Raw genomic sequence first — 13,871 nt, 5'->3', positions numbered from 1 at the left:
ACGTTAAGGTCGAGGAGCGTCGGGAGTCAATCGGAGCCGGAAACTGTTTACGGACATGGTTACCGGGGCGACCGTGGCGCGACTATTGTGCAACAGAAACGCCGAAACCCGGCGAATGGGCGCCGGGTTTCGCTGTGGAAAACTCAGAGCAATTCCAGGAAAGGTGCGAAGCGGTTTTCCGCCCGGAGTTGCGTCAAACCAAAGGAGCACGTCCGCTATTCGAAGAATAGCGGAAATGCTCGTGGTTGGCTCAGGCCTTGGCTTGGCGAACCAGCCTCGGCTTGGCGTTCTTGCGCGCGGCCGCACCGTAGCTCGCCATGAAGTCGACGATGCGCGGCACGATCTCGGCGCGGAAGCGCGAGCCGTTGAAGACGCCGTAGTGGCCCACCGCCGGCTGCATGTAATGCGCCTTCATCTCGCCGGGAATGTTGACGCAGAGGTCGTGCGCGGCCTGCGTCTGGCCCAGGCCAGAGATGTCGTCGTTTTCGCCTTCGACCGTGAACAGTGCGACGTTGCGGATCGCCGCAAGGTCGACCGGCTGCCCTCGATGGCTCATCTCGCCCTTGGGAAGCGCGTGACGCATGAACACGGTCTCCACCGTCTGCAGGTAGAATTCGGCGGTCAGGTCCATCACCGCCAGATATTCGTCGTAGAAGTCCCGGTGCTTCTCGGCGTTGTCGCCGTCGTTCTTCACCAGGTGCATGAAGAAGTCCTTGTGGGCGATGATGTGGCGGTCGAGGTTCATGGTCATGAACCCCGAAAGCTGCAGGAAGCCCGGATAGACGTCGCGGGAGAAACCAGGCGCCGGCCACGGCACCTGCATGATGACATTGTCGCGGAACCAGTCGATGTCCTTCTTCTCGGCCAGCTGGTTCACCGCGGTGGGGTTGCGGCGCGTGTCGATCGGCCCGCCCATCAGCGTCATGGTCGCAGGCGCAAAGCGGTCGCCGCGCGCCTCCATGACTGCCACCGCGGCCAGGACCGGCACGGAGGGCTGGCAAACGCCCATCACATGCGTGTCCGGCCCGAGCGTGTGGAACATGTCGATTACGTAGTCGATGTAGTCGTCGAGGTCGAACTTGCCTTCGCTCACCGGCACCATCCGGGCATCGGTCCAGTCGGTGATGTAAACGTCGGCGTGTGGCAGCATCGCCTCCACAGTGCCGCGCAGAAGCGTCGCATAGTGCCCGGACATCGGCGCCACGATCAGGAGCTTGGGGTCGGGGCGGCGTCCCGCGGGCAGGGCGCGCTCGAAATGGATCAGATTGCAGAAGGGCCGCGACCAGACGATGCGCTCGGTCACGGCAGCCGGCTTCCAGTCGACAACCGTCTTGTCGAGGTCGAATTGCGGCTTGCCGTAGCGTCTCGTCGTGCGCTCGAACAATTCGGCCATCGCCGCCACCGAACGGCCGAGCGGCATGTGCGAGAACGGGTTGAGCGGGTTCGAGTAGAAAAGCCGCACCGCATCGGCATAGGCACGCGCCGGCTGCAGGGCTGCATGCGTCGATTCATAGAGCTGGTAAAACATGCTGTCCCATCCGGTCATCGGGGCGGCGAGCCGGCATAGGGCCCGTCATGCAGTGCAGCGAGGTTAACAAACATCTGCTGCGATGCAATATCTCATGCTCCGATAAACGGGTCCATCCTCGATCCAAACCGTTGAAAATACGTTCCAATGCACGCTGCCGGCTTAGCATGCGGATGCCTCGACTTTGTGCAGTGCCCATGGAACGCGCAAGCGCGGTCGCCGGATGGCGGGTCCCGACCCGGCCCTCAGGGCGAGAGCCTGATGGTGTTGGGATCACACACCTTCTACCAGCATGATCTCGCCGTCGGCGAATTGCTGGCGGATCGACCTAGCGTGCTGGTACTCGGGCGAGAAGTAGCAGTTGCGGGCGTCTTCCATCGAGGCGAACTCGATGATGACGTTGCGCGCCCGGCCCGGCCCCTCGACCGCCTCATGGGCGCCGCCCCGGGCGATGAACTTGGCGCCGAAGCGCTCGAAGGCCGGTTTGGCTGCCGCGACATAGCCCTTGTAGCCCTCGGGGTCGCGAACGTCGACGCGCGCGATCCAGTATGCCTTGGTCATCATTTCCTCCCCGTTGCTGTCCCCGGGGTGCCTGAAACACGAGCCTCGAAGGACGCGCGACGGCCTATGCAGCCGCCATCTCCTCCAGGATAGCCCGGGCCGCGGCCCGCCTGTCAACCGCGCCGACGATCGGCCGGGCGACGACGAGGTGGCTCGAACCGTTGCGGATGGCATCGGCGGGCGTGACGACACGCTTCTGGTCGCCGTGGTCGGCGCCGGCGGGGCGGATGCCCGGGGTTACGACCGCCATGTTCGGCCCGACGATGCGGCGCACGGCCGAGGCCTCGCTTGCCGAGCAGACGATGCCGCCCATGCCGGCCCGGAGGGCCTGCTCCGCCCGGCGGAGCACCAGCGTGTGCGGGTCGTATTCATAACCGGCGTCGATCATGTCCTGTTCGTCCATCGACGTCAGCACGGTGACGGCGAGCAGGCACAGGTCGCTGCCCCTGGCGGCTTCCACAGCAGCCCGCATCGCCTTGGGATAGGCATGCAGGGTCAGCATCGTCATGCCCATCTTGGCGATGTTCTCGACGCCCTTGGCCACCGTGTTGTCGATGTCCAGCAGCTTCATGTCGAGGAAGACCTTCTTGCCGCCGCTCGCCAGCTCGCGGGCGAAGTCGAGCCCGCCGGCAAAGGCGAGCTGATAGCCGATCTTGTAGAAGCTTGCGGTGCCATCGAGATCGCGCACCACCTGTTCGGCTTCCCTGACCGTGGGCACGTCGAGACCGACGATGAGACGGTCGCGCATCGTTTCAACGGTCATGCTGCCACCCGCGTCGACATCGGCATCGCCCTTTCCATCGATATACGGCAAAGCCGCGCCCTGGGCGTACCCCATCCAGGGCCGCTCCGAGGTGTCGGGTACAGGCAATGCCCGGTCAAATCAAGGCGCGGTTCAGTGCTTGCGGCGGCGATAGACCCACAGCTGCGCCGGCGGGATGTTGCGGAAGACGAAGTCGAGATGTTCGATGACATAGTCGCCCTGGCCGGGCGGCACCGGCGACTTCGGGCCATAGGTGATCTGCACGATCGGCCGGCCGGCGGGAATGCGGTCGAGCAGGTCGTTGACGTACTTGACCCGCTGCTTGACCGGGAAGTTGAGCAGCGGAACACCGGAAACGACTGAATCGAACTTCTGGTCCTTCAGCGCGCCCAGCGTGTCGTCGAGATTGAAGGCGTCGCCCTGGATGACGTTGACGCCGGGATAGAGGCGATTGAGGTGGCGGACGAAATCGGCCGAATATTCAACCGCATAGAGGTTTTCCGGTTGCACGCCGCGGGCCAGGATCGCCTTGGTGATGACGCCGGTGCCCGGCCCGAGCTCGAGCACGGGCAGGCCGGATCGCACGTCCACCACCGAAGCCATGCGGCGGGCGGTGATCGAGCTGGTCGGCACGATCGAGCCGACGGCCTTGGGCTTGTCGATCCAGCCCTTGAAGAACTTCAGCTCGTCGTCGAACTTGGCCGCAAGGGTTTTGCGTATTCCGGAACCGCGTAGCATCGCTTCGATCTCCTCACCCCTGCTGCCGGAGAAATACCAGCAACTCGGATCATGGCAAGCCCAAAGCCAGCTCAATTTACGTTACGGCAGCGGTAAGCTTCACTTATCCCCGAAGGACTCGAAGAAATCCTTCATCCGCGAGAAGAACCCGCTCGATTGCGGCGAGTTCTCGGTCGAGGACAGCTTCTCGAATTCCTCCAGCAGCTCGCGCTGGCGGCGCGTCAGGTTCTGCGGCGTCTCGACGGCGGTCTGGATGTACAGGTCGCCGATCTGCGGCTGGCGCAGCACCGGCATGCCCTTGCCCTTGAGGCGGAACTGGCGGCCGTTCTGCGTGCCTTCCGGAACCTTGACGCGGGTCTGGGTGCCGTCGAGCGTCGCCACCTCGAAGGAGCCGCCGAGTGCGGCCGTGGTCATCGAGATCGGCACCTTGCAGTAGAGGTCGGCGCCGTCGCGCTGGAAGAACTCGTGTGGCTTGACCGACAGGAAGATATAGAGATCGCCGTGCGGCCCGCCGCGCAGGCCGGCCTCGCCTTCATTGGCGAGGCGGATGCGCGTCCCGTCCTCGATGCCGGCGGGGATGTTGACCGAGAGCGAGCGCTCCTCGACCGTGCGGCCCTGGCCGGCGCACTTGCCGCAAGGGTCCTTGATCGTCTGGCCGCGGCCTTGGCACTGCGGGCAGGTGCGCTCGATCGAGAAGAAGCCCTGGCTCGCCCGTACCTTGCCGTGGCCCTGGCACATCGAGCAGGTCACCGGCTGGGTGCCGGGCTTGGCGCCGGAGCCGTTGCACTCGGTGCAGGAGGCGGAGGTCGGCACGCGGATCTGCGCGGTCTTGCCGGCAAAGGCCTCCTCGAGCGTGATTTCCATGTTGTAGCGCAGGTCGGCACCGCGCTCGCGGCCGTTGGACGAGCGGCGACGGCCGCCGCCGCCCATCATGTCGCCGAAAATGTCCTCGAAGATGTCGGCGAAGCCGCCGGCGCCGAAACCGCCGCCACCGAAGCCGTTGGCGCCCATGCCGCCATTCTCGAAGGCGGCGTGGCCGAAACGATCATAGGCCGCACGCTTCTGCGGATCCTTCAGCGTTTCGTAGGCCTCGTTGATTTCCTTGAACCTGTGCTCGCAGGCATCGTCGCCCGGATTGCGGTCGGGATGGAACTGCATGGCGAGCTTGCGGAAGGCCGACTTCAGCTCCTTGTCGTCGGCGCCCTTCTGAACGCCCAGCGTTTCGTAGAAATCAGCTTTCATATCTTCCCGCTGCCCGGACGCTCAATGTCTTGTGGCATTGTTTGCCGGTGTTGTGGCGACAGGCTTCGATTTAGTGAGCCGGGGGCCGCAATGCCAGAGTTTGCGCGGCATTCGCCGCATTTTTTCGCTTCAGCTTGCAAAAAAGCCCGGCCAAACCGCCGGGCTTTCTTGTCAGAGCCTCGAAACCGGCACTTAGGCCGACTTCTTCTTGTCGTCGTTGTCGTCGATCTCTTCGAAATCGGCGTCGACCACGTCGCTATCCTTGGCCGCGTCGGCCGCGGCGTCGGATTCGGCCGCTTCCTTCTGCGAAGCCTCGTACATCGCCTGGCCGAGCTTCATGGAAGCCTCGGCGAGCGCCTGGGTCTTGGCGGTGATCGCTTCTGCGTCGTCGCCTTCGACGGCGGTCTTCAGCGCTGCGATCGCATCGGAGATCGCGGTGCGGTCGGCTTCGGTGACCTTGTCGCCATATTCCTTCAGCGACTTCTCCGATGAGTGCAGCAGGCCTTCCGCCTGATTGCGCGCCTCGACCAGCGCCCTGCGCTTCTTGTCGGCGTCGGCGTTGGCCTCGGCGTCCTTGACCATCTTGTCGATGTCGGCGTCCGACAGGCCGCCAGAAGCCTGGATGCGGATCTGGTGCTCCTTGCCGGTGCCCTTGTCCTTGGCCGAGACGTTGACGATGCCGTTGGCGTCGATGTCGAAGGTCACTTCGATCTGCGGCACGCCACGCGGTGCGGGCGGAATGCCGACGAGGTCGAACTGGCCGAGCATCTTGTTGTCGGCAGCCATTTCACGCTCGCCCTGGAAGACGCGGATGGTCACCGCCGACTGAGAATCCTCAGCCGTCGAGAAGACCTGGCTCTTCTTGGTCGGGATCGTGGTGTTGCGCTCGATCAGGCGGGTGAACACGCCGCCCAGCGTCTCGATGCCCAGCGACAGCGGGGTCACGTCGAGCAGCAGCACGTCCTTGACGTCGCCCTGCAGCACGCCGGCCTGGATGGCGGCGCCGAGAGCCACCACCTCATCGGGGTTGACGCCCTTGTGTGGCTCCTTGCCGAAGAACTGCTTCACGATCTCCTGGATCTTGGGCATGCGGGTCATGCCGCCGACCAGGACCACTTCATCGATCTCGCCGGCCTTGAGACCGGCATCCTTCAGCGCTGCCTTGCACGGCTCGATCGTGCGCTGGACGAGGTCGTCGACCAGCTGCTCGAACTTGGCGCGCGACAGCTTCAGCGTCAGGTGCTTGGGACCAGTCGCGTCGGCGGTGATGAAGGGCAGGTTTATTTCGGTCTGGGTCGTTGACGACAGCTCGATCTTGGCCTTTTCCGCAGCTTCCTTGAGGCGCTGCAGGGCAAGCTTGTCGTTCTTCAGGTCAATGCCCTGTTCCTTCTTGAACTCGGCCGCCAGGTACTCGACCAGACGCATGTCGAAGTCTTCGCCGCCGAGGAAGGTGTCGCCGTTGGTCGACTTCACCTCGAACACGCCGTCGCCGATCTCGAGCACGGAAATATCGAACGTGCCGCCGCCAAGGTCATAGACGGCTATGGTCTTGCCGTCCTTCTTGTCGAGGCCGTAGGCAAGCGCTGCCGCGGTCGGCTCGTTGATGATGCGCAGCACTTCCAGGCCGGCGATCTTGCCGGCGTCCTTGGTGGCCTGGCGCTGCGCGTCGTTGAAATAGGCCGGAACGGTGATGACCGCCTTATCGACCTTCTCGCCGAGATAGGCTTCCGCCGTTTCCTTCATCTTCTGCAGGATCATCGCCGAGATCTGGCTGGGCGACTGCTTCTTGCCGCCGGCTTCCACCCAGGCGTCGCCGTTGTCACCCTTCACGATGTGATAGGGGACCAGCTTCTTGTCCTTCTCGGTGACCGGATCGTCGTAGCGACGGCCGATCAGGCGCTTGACCGCGAAGACGGTGTTTTCAGGATTGGTGACCGCCTGGCGCTTGGCCGGCTGGCCGACGAGGCGCTCGCCGTCGCCGCTGAACGCGACGATGGACGGGGTCGTGCGCGCGCCTTCCGCATTCTCGATAACCTTCGCGTCCTTGCCGTCCATGACGGCGACGCAGGAATTGGTCGTTCCCAGGTCGATGCCGATAACTTTTGCCATTTTAGCACTTCTCTCCGCTTAGCAGGCTCTCTGGACCCATTGAGGCGTTCCGTCGAGAGCCCCTTGTCACAAGAAATTCCGCTCCGGATGCCGGATTTCCGGGCCGAAGCGGTGTTGCGGCGTATATAAGAACAGGCTTCTGACAGCGCAAGCGTCCTAGGAATTTCTCAAAAGACGTCGCAGCGACCAGCCCCCGGATGGCCCCAGCCAGACGGGGCGTTCGATGCGCTGATACACCACACAGCGCTCTGGCCGGCCCGGGTCTATCTTGATGCGCACGACCTCCCCAGGCCACATGCTCTCCGTGTCAACCGAGTAGAAGTTCTCGGCCCGCGCCTGATATTCTCTGCCGCCGTGCGTGTATGACACCACAACGTCGTGCTCGGAGGGATCTGACGCAACAAATATCCGCTCGACTATTTTTGCATCCGCTTCCGGCCAGGCAGAAGCCGCCTGCCCAAGCCTGCGCTTTCTTATCTCTACCAAGACAAGAACCACAAAGACCAGAACGAACGATAGCAGAACAAGGTCTTTCATTCGTGTCGAACGCCGTTGCAGTTTCCGAGACCAACATACATCGTTTCAATGTACGATAAAATCACCTGTAGTCGCGGTTACGAACCGTGAATGAGCCCCTCGGCAAATCCTCTGAACCGCACCATACTCATTGACATGGATCGTCCTGACGCCCTCAATCTTCTTGAGCATCGCCGCAACCGGGCCCTGAACACGTTGCAGACCTGGTTGCTCGGCGGCGGCAGCCTGCTTTTGCTCGCAGTCACCGCCTGGGCCTTCGGCGGCGGCACTGGCATCCTCTATGCCGTCGTCTTCGGTGCCGTGTCGATGTGGGCGGTTCGCCGCATCAGCCCGCAGATGGTGCTGTCCATGTACAAGGCGAGGCAGGTGATCCCTGCAGATTTTCCTGCCGGCTTCCGCATCGTCGAGGAGCTTGCCCGCCGCGCCGAACTGCCGGCCGTGCCGAAGCTGTATGTCATCCCGTCCAAGATGATGAACGCCTTTGCCGTCGGCCGCCGCGACGATGCGGCCATAGCCGTCACCGATGCGCTCGCCCGCAACCTGACGCCGCGCGAACTGGCCGGCGTGCTCGCCCATGAGATCAGCCACATCGCCCATGAGGACGTGAAGGTCATGGCCTTCGCCGACATGGTGTCGCGCTTCACTTCCTTCATGTCGACCGTCGGCCTGGTCTCGCTGTTCTTCAACCTGGCCGGCTTTGCCGGAGGCTTCCGCGCGCAGGTGCCGTGGCTCGCGGTGCTGGTGCTCCTGGCCGCACCCACGATAGGCGGCCTGCTGCAGATGGCGCTTTCGCGCACCCGCGAGTTCGATGCCGACCTAGGTGCCGTGACGCTGACCGGCGACCCGGACGGGCTAGCCTCGGCGCTGACCAAGCTCGAACGCACGCAGGGCAGGGTGTGGGAAAACATCCTATTGCCGAGCGGGCGCATCCCCGATCCCTCGATCCTGAGGACCCATCCGCTCACCGCCGACCGCGTGGCCCGGCTCAGGGCCCTGAAGTCGGCGGATATCGCCGCCGAGGCCGGCGACCTGCCGCGCACCCGGCGGCCTTCGATGGTGCCGAGGATCCGCGCCCATCCCGGCACCTATCTGCCGCATGGCGCGCGCGGCTTCATCAACGCCGCCAACAGCGACTTCGCCGACGACACGCGCCCGGCCTGTGGAGGCCCGCTGAACCCGCCCGACGGCGGCCCGCGCATCCGCGTCACCCGTGGCGGCGTCTGGTGGTGAATTTGCCGGTGGCCGCTATTTGGCCCGCTTGGCCTCCACTGCGTCCCAGAACAGCGCCGCGATGTCGGCGCCGCCGAAACGCTTCACCTCGCGGATACCCGTGGGAGAGGTGACGTTGATCTCGGTCATGTAGTCGCCGATGACGTCGATGCCGACGAGGATGAAGCCGCGCTCGCGCAGCGACGGGCCGATTGCCGCGCAGATCTCGCGCTCGCGCGCCGTGAGTTCGGTCTTCTCGGCGCGGCCGCCGACATGCATGTTGGAGCGGCTGTCATGCTCGGCCGGCACCCGGTTGATGGCGCCGACGGGCTCGCCGTCGATCAGGATGATGCGCTTGTCGCCCTTGCGCACGTCCTTGAGATAGCGCTGGACGATGTAGGGCTCGCGGAACATCTGGCCGAACATTTCCAGGAGCGAAGCGAGGTTCCGGTCGGCCTCGTGCAGGTGGAAGATGCCGGCGCCGCCATTGCCGTAGAGCGGCTTGACGATGATGTCGCCGAATTCCTTGCGGAAGGCGGCCACTTCCTGCGGATCCTTGGTGATCAGCGTCTCTGGCATCAGGTCGGCGAATTCGGTGACGAAGATCTTTTCCGGGCTGTTGCGTACCCAGGACGGGTCGTTGACGACCAGGGTCTTCGGGTGGATGCGCTCGAGTATATGGGTGGTGGTGATGTAGTTCATGTCGAAGGGCGGATCCTGGCGCAAAAGGATCACGTCCATCTCCGACAGGTCGGTGCGCACTGCCTCGCCGAGCGAATAGTGGTCGCCCTTGACGTCGCGCACCTCGAGCTTCTCTAGGCGGGCAAAGACCTTGCCGTCGCGCATCGACAGCCGGTCGGGCGTGTAGTGGTAGAGTTCGTGGCCGCGGCGCTGGGCTTCGAGCGACAGCGCGAACGACGTGTCGCCTGCGATCGAGATGGTTGCGATGTGGTCCATCTGGACGGCGATCTTGAGCGGCATGGAGGTCTCCGGCGCGGCTGTCGGTGGTCGATGCGCACTGCCTTGTTGCGGCGGCGCTGGCGATGGCGAGGATGTAGCGATTTGCCCGCCTTATGCAATGGCCGGACGCGCGCTCGCCTCGCCATGGCTTTGCGCCTGGCGGCTGCTTCTGACTTCAATCAGGTGAGTTGAATCGCTGGCGAAGGGCGCTCGGCTCGTGCGCGCGCCGGGGAACCGATTTCGACACCAGTGTCGAAATCCAGACGGAGCTGCATTTTGAATACAAATTCTAAACGGTTGAATGCCACTGTCCGCCGAAACACCTTATCGAGACAGAGACGAGCATGTCATTCGGCGTTGGTCACGCGGACAGGGACACGGATCAGGCATTCACCGACGCCTTGACCGGGCTCGGCAACCAGCGCCGCTTCCATGACAAGATCGAGCGGTTGATCGACGACCGCGCGGAGGATCCCGCCCCCTTCACCGTGGGCATTCTCGACCTCGATGGCTTCAAGCCGATCAACGACCTGTTCGGCCACCGAGCCGGCGACGACATCCTCGTACAGGTGGCGATGCGGTTGAGGGCGGCGTCCGACGGCTATTCCGCGGTAGCACGGATCGGAGCCGACGAGTTCGCCTTCCTCTATCCGCTGGTGTTCAGCGAGGAAGCGGCGGCCGACAAGGCGCGCATGCTGATCGAAATCCTGTCCGCGCCTTACGATCTCGGCGAGCGCACGGCTCGCCTGTCTGCCTCCGTGGGCTGCTCGCTGTTCCAGTCGACCGAGGACACCACCGAGACGCTGATGCGCAAGGCGGAGACCGCGCTCTACCACGCCAAGCGCTCAGGCCGCGGCCGCGTCGTGGTCTACACCCGCGAGATGGAGGAGGCGGCCAAGCGCGTCACCCGCATCGAGCAGGCGCTGCGGCGCGCCGTGGCCGCCGGCGAAGTGACGCCGCATTTCCAGCCGATCGTCGATCTCAGCACCCGCCGCACGATCGGCTTCGAGGCGCTGGCGCGCTGGACCGACCGTGATCTCGGTTTCGTCTCCCCGGCGGTGTTCATCCCAATCGCCGAGGAACGCGGCATCATCGGGCCGCTGTCGCAACTGGTGCTGCGCAAGGCGGCGGAAGCGGCACGCAGCTGGCCCCAGGACATGTTCCTGTCCTTCAACCTGTCGCCTTCGCAACTGGTCGATCAGAATACCGGGCTGCACATCCTGTCCATTCTCGAGCGCACCGGCTTCGATCCGCGCCGGCTCGAGATCGAGATCACCGAGACCGGCCTGATGACCGATCCGGTTTCGGCCGAGAAGATCGTCGAGGACCTCCGCCGCGTCGGCATCCGGGTGTCGCTCGACGATTTCGGCACCGGCCAGTCGTCGCTCGGGCGCCTTCGCGAATTCCGTTTCGACAAGCTCAAGATCGACCGGGCCTTCGTGGCGTCGATCCTCGACGACCGTCCCTCGGAGCACATCATCCGCGCCATCCTCGCCATGTGCGAAGGGCTCGGCATGGACGTCGTCGCAGAGGGCATCGAAAAGGAGGCCCAGGCCGAACGGCTGATGCAGTTCGGCTGTGCCGGCGGCCAGGGATATCTGTTCGGCCGCCCGGTCGATGCCGATGCCACGCTCGGCTATCTGCGCGAGGCCCATCGCGGCGCGGCCTACGCTAAGGCGATCTGACCGGACACCACTATCCGTTGACGACCAGCCGCGGGGCGCGGGTTTTCTGGCCACGGCGCCGGCCTCTTCAATCGTTTGAAAAAGAGGCATCCCACGCCCCGAAAAGCGTTTCCGCTTTCATGGCCTATGGGCTAAGACAAGCGCGCCGCGAACCCGGCATGCCGGATCGCGGACAATGCGGAGGAACAGGTTCATGATGCCATCGGCGCGGTTTCCGGATCTCGCGGGGCGGTCGGTGCTGATCACCGGCGGCGGTTCGGGCATCGGCGCGGCTCTGACCGAGGGCTTCGTGCTGCATGACGCCAAGGTAGCCTTCATCGACATCGCAGACGGGCCGAGCAGCGAACTGTGCGGCCGGCTGGAACAGGAAACCGGCAACCGCCCGCTCTATCTGCGCGCCGACTTGACCGACATCGACGAACTGCGCAGCGCCGCCGCCGCAGCCGTCGAGGCGCACGGGCCGGTGACGGTGCTGGTCAACAACGCCGCCAACGACACGCGCCACGAGGTTTCAGACGTGACGCCCGAAAGCTGGGACGCCAACCAGGCGGTGAACCTCCGCCCGCAATTCTTCGCCATCCAGGCGGTGGCGCCGGGCATGGCTGCGGCTGGTGGCGGCTCGATCATCAATTTCAGCTCGACCGCCTACATGCTCAACATCGGCACCATGCCGGCCTACACCGCCGCGAAGGCTGCGATCGTTGGGCTCACCAAGGGCATGGCCGGCCGTTACGGCCCCGACAGGATCAGGGTCAATGCCGTGGCGCCCGGCTGGGTGATCACCGAGCGCCAGCGTGCACTCTGGGTGAACGAGGAAAACCTCAAGGAACATATCGGGCGGCAGTGCATCCCCGAGATGATGCTGCCGAACGACATGGTCGGCCCGGTGCTGTTCCTGGCGTCGGACGCTTCGAGGATGCTGACCGCGCAGACGCTGATCGTCGATGGAGGACTTTTGTGAGCAGAGATTCCAAGGCGGCGATTGCCGCCGTCGACTGGGGCACGACCAGGCTGCGTGTCTGGCTGCTGGACGGCAAGGGTGCAGTGCTCGACGAGCGCCGCGGCGACGAGGGCCTGCTGACCGCCCAGCACAAGGGCTTTGCTCCGATTCTCGACAATCACCTCGCCAGCATGGGCGCCCCCGCCGACTTGCCGGCGATCGTTTGCGGCATGGCCGGCGCCCGCCAGGGCTGGGTCGAGGCGCCCTATGTCGACGTCCCGGCGTCGCTGACAGACATCCTGGGTGCTGCGGTGCCGGTGCCTGGTGCCGGACGCGACGTCCGCATCGTGCCGGGGCTTGCCCAGCGCAAGGCCGGTGCGCCCGACGTGATGCGCGGCGAGGAAACCCAGCTCGCCGGCGTCGCCGCCGAGGTCGGCTCCGGCAGCCATCTCGTTTGCATGCCTGGAACCCACTGCAAATGGGTCGCCGTCGACGACGGCAGGGTCAGCGGCTTCGGTACCTGGCCGACCGGCGAGATGTTCTCGGTTTTCGCGCAGCACTCGATCCTGCGCCATTCGCTGGGCGAGAAGCCGGCGCATGTTTCGCCCGACAGCCAGGTGTTTGGCGACTGGTGCCGCGAGGCGCTGTCGGATGGCGACATCGGCGCCCGTCTTTTCGGCATCCGCGCCGCCGGCCTGTTGTCGGGCCTCGGTCAGGCCGATGCGGCGGCAGCGCTGTCAGGCCTTCTCATTGGCGCGGAGGTTGCCTCGGCGGCGCGCCGTTTCGGCAAGCGCGACACGCCCGTGGTGCTGGTCGGCTCGGGGGCGCTCGGCGCGCTCTATGCCGAGGCGCTGAAACTCGGCGGCTTGGCGGTGCGCATCGCCGATGCCGACAAGGCGGTGCTTTCGGGACTGGTGGCCGCTGCGCGGCGCAACGGAATGCTTGCAGAAGGATAGCGACATGAACGTGACGGCTCCATTTCCTAGCCTCGGCCGCGGCCTGGTCGCCATCCTGCGCGGTTTGAGGCCCGAGGAGGCGCTCGATGTCGGTCGCGCCGTCCATGACGCCGGCATCGAGGCGATCGAGGTGCCGCTCAATTCGCCCGATCCGTTCCGCTCGATCGAGATGCTGGCGAATGCCTTGCCCGAGGCGCTGGTCGGCGGCGGCACGGTGGTGCGCGGCGAGCAGGTCGACCGCCTGAACGACGCCGGCGGGCGGTTGTTGGTCAGCCCCAACATCGACGCCGAGGTGATGGCGCGCGCGGCGGTCCACAAGATGGTGACGATGCCTGGCGTCTTCACCCCGACCGATGCGTTCCTGGCCCTGAAATTGGGCGCTTCGGCCCTGAAGTTCTTCCCGGCCAGTGTGCTCGGGACCGGCGGCATTTCCGCCATTCGCGCCGTGCTGCCGGCCGAAACGCAGGTCGGCGTCGTCGGTGGCGTGTCGGAGGTCGATTTCGCCGCCTACGCCAAGGTCGGCGTGCAGCTGTTCGGGCTGGGCTCGAGCCTCTACAAGCCCGGCATGACGGCGGCCGAGGTCGGTGCCCGCGCCCGAGCGGCGGTGGCCGGCTGGGACGCCATCGGCAAGGGAGGCTGACCA

Annotated in this window: 13 protein-coding genes; 5 read left to right on the top strand and 8 right to left on the bottom strand. The window is 65.0% G+C overall.

Annotation, left to right across the window (positions count from 1 at the left end; all coding sequences use genetic code 11):
* Positions 1–250: 250 nt before the first annotated feature.
* From J2X50_RS16490 to J2X50_RS16460, 7 genes are all read right to left on the bottom strand, one after another.
* Positions 251–1,528, bottom strand: a complete 1,278-nt coding sequence (locus tag J2X50_RS16490; RefSeq protein WP_429096615.1) for a polyhydroxyalkanoate depolymerase — start codon at positions 1,526–1,528, stop codon at positions 251–253.
* 273 nt (positions 1,529–1,801) lie between these two features.
* Positions 1,802–2,089, bottom strand: a complete 288-nt coding sequence (locus J2X50_RS16485) for a DUF1330 domain-containing protein (RefSeq protein WP_429096613.1) — start codon at positions 2,087–2,089, stop codon at positions 1,802–1,804.
* A 64-nt stretch (positions 2,090–2,153) separates the two neighbouring features.
* Positions 2,154–2,852, bottom strand: a complete 699-nt coding sequence (pyrF, locus tag J2X50_RS16480; protein ID WP_429096611.1) for an orotidine-5'-phosphate decarboxylase — start codon at positions 2,850–2,852, stop codon at positions 2,154–2,156.
* Between the two features lie 132 nt (positions 2,853–2,984).
* Positions 2,985–3,590, bottom strand: coding sequence for a phospholipid N-methyltransferase PmtA (gene pmtA, locus J2X50_RS16475; RefSeq protein ID WP_429096609.1), 606 nt, complete (start codon positions 3,588–3,590; stop codon positions 2,985–2,987).
* Between the two features lie 99 nt (positions 3,591–3,689).
* Positions 3,690–4,832: a molecular chaperone DnaJ gene (gene dnaJ / locus J2X50_RS16470; protein WP_340038504.1), complete on the bottom strand. Its 1,143-nt coding sequence runs from the start codon at positions 4,830–4,832 to the stop codon at positions 3,690–3,692.
* 192 nt (positions 4,833–5,024) lie between these two features.
* A complete protein-coding gene (dnaK, locus tag J2X50_RS16465; RefSeq protein ID WP_429096607.1) occupies positions 5,025–6,941 on the bottom strand; it encodes a molecular chaperone DnaK in 1,917 nt (638 codons plus the stop codon).
* 156 nt (positions 6,942–7,097) lie between these two features.
* Complete coding sequence (locus J2X50_RS16460) at positions 7,098–7,478, bottom strand: hypothetical protein (protein WP_429096605.1); 381 nt, start codon at positions 7,476–7,478, stop codon at positions 7,098–7,100.
* 135 nt (positions 7,479–7,613) lie between these two features.
* On the opposite strand from J2X50_RS16460, the gene J2X50_RS16455 reads away from it, so the two are divergent.
* A complete protein-coding gene (locus J2X50_RS16455; protein WP_429096604.1) occupies positions 7,614–8,708 on the top strand; it encodes a zinc metalloprotease HtpX in 1,095 nt (364 codons plus the stop codon).
* Between the two features lie 15 nt (positions 8,709–8,723).
* Here the strand turns inward: J2X50_RS16455 and gshB are convergent, their stop codons facing one another.
* The gene (gshB, locus tag J2X50_RS16450) at positions 8,724–9,668 is read right to left on the bottom strand and encodes a glutathione synthase (RefSeq protein ID WP_429096603.1); all 945 of its coding nucleotides are present in this window, start codon (positions 9,666–9,668) and stop codon (positions 8,724–8,726) included.
* A 323-nt stretch (positions 9,669–9,991) separates the two neighbouring features.
* Between gshB and J2X50_RS16445 the strand changes: the two genes are divergently transcribed.
* The 4 genes from J2X50_RS16445 (at position 9,992) to J2X50_RS16430 (ending at position 13,868) form a co-directional block, all read left to right on the top strand.
* Positions 9,992–11,332 carry a putative bifunctional diguanylate cyclase/phosphodiesterase gene (locus tag J2X50_RS16445; protein ID WP_347965679.1) on the top strand — a complete coding sequence of 447 codons (1,341 nt, stop codon included), beginning with the start codon at positions 9,992–9,994 and terminating at the stop codon, positions 11,330–11,332.
* A 193-nt stretch (positions 11,333–11,525) separates the two neighbouring features.
* The gene (locus J2X50_RS16440; protein WP_429096601.1) at positions 11,526–12,293 is read left to right on the top strand and encodes an SDR family NAD(P)-dependent oxidoreductase; all 768 of its coding nucleotides are present in this window, start codon (positions 11,526–11,528) and stop codon (positions 12,291–12,293) included.
* Complete coding sequence (locus J2X50_RS16435; RefSeq protein WP_429096600.1) at positions 12,290–13,228, top strand: 2-dehydro-3-deoxygalactonokinase; 939 nt, start codon at positions 12,290–12,292, stop codon at positions 13,226–13,228. The genes J2X50_RS16440 and J2X50_RS16435 overlap by 4 nt, the downstream gene beginning before the upstream one ends.
* A gap of 4 nt (positions 13,229–13,232) precedes the next feature.
* Complete coding sequence (locus J2X50_RS16430) at positions 13,233–13,868, top strand: 2-dehydro-3-deoxy-6-phosphogalactonate aldolase (protein ID WP_429096598.1); 636 nt, start codon at positions 13,233–13,235, stop codon at positions 13,866–13,868.
* Positions 13,869–13,871 lie beyond the last annotated feature (3 nt).

It is taken from the genome of Aminobacter sp. BE322, assembly GCF_050433525.1.
Classification (GTDB): domain Bacteria; phylum Pseudomonadota; class Alphaproteobacteria; order Rhizobiales; family Rhizobiaceae; genus Aminobacter.
Note: the sequence above shows the minus strand (reverse complement) of the source record. Positions and strands in the feature narration are given on the sequence as shown.

Excerpts from the sequence above, each read along its gene's own strand:
- J2X50_RS16490 (WP_429096615.1), bottom strand. The coding sequence starts at position 1,528 with ATGTTTTACCAGCTCTATGAATCGACGCATGCAGCCCTGCAGCCGGCG.
- J2X50_RS16485 (WP_429096613.1), bottom strand. The coding sequence starts at position 2,089 with ATGACCAAGGCATACTGGATCGCGCGCGTCGACGTTCGCGACCCCGAG.
- pyrF (WP_429096611.1), bottom strand. The coding sequence starts at position 2,852 with ATGACCGTTGAAACGATGCGCGACCGTCTCATCGTCGGTCTCGACGTG.
- pmtA (WP_429096609.1), bottom strand. The coding sequence starts at position 3,590 with ATGCTACGCGGTTCCGGAATACGCAAAACCCTTGCGGCCAAGTTCGAC.
- dnaJ (WP_340038504.1), bottom strand. The coding sequence starts at position 4,832 with ATGAAAGCTGATTTCTACGAAACGCTGGGCGTTCAGAAGGGCGCCGAC.
- dnaK (WP_429096607.1), bottom strand. The coding sequence starts at position 6,941 with ATGGCAAAAGTTATCGGCATCGACCTGGGAACGACCAATTCCTGCGTC.
- J2X50_RS16460 (WP_429096605.1), bottom strand. The coding sequence starts at position 7,478 with ATGAAAGACCTTGTTCTGCTATCGTTCGTTCTGGTCTTTGTGGTTCTT.
- J2X50_RS16455 (WP_429096604.1), top strand. The coding sequence starts at position 7,614 with ATGGATCGTCCTGACGCCCTCAATCTTCTTGAGCATCGCCGCAACCGG.
- gshB (WP_429096603.1), bottom strand. The coding sequence starts at position 9,668 with ATGCCGCTCAAGATCGCCGTCCAGATGGACCACATCGCAACCATCTCG.
- J2X50_RS16445 (WP_347965679.1), top strand. The coding sequence starts at position 9,992 with ATGTCATTCGGCGTTGGTCACGCGGACAGGGACACGGATCAGGCATTC.
- J2X50_RS16440 (WP_429096601.1), top strand. The coding sequence starts at position 11,526 with ATGATGCCATCGGCGCGGTTTCCGGATCTCGCGGGGCGGTCGGTGCTG.
- J2X50_RS16430 (WP_429096598.1), top strand. The coding sequence starts at position 13,233 with ATGAACGTGACGGCTCCATTTCCTAGCCTCGGCCGCGGCCTGGTCGCC.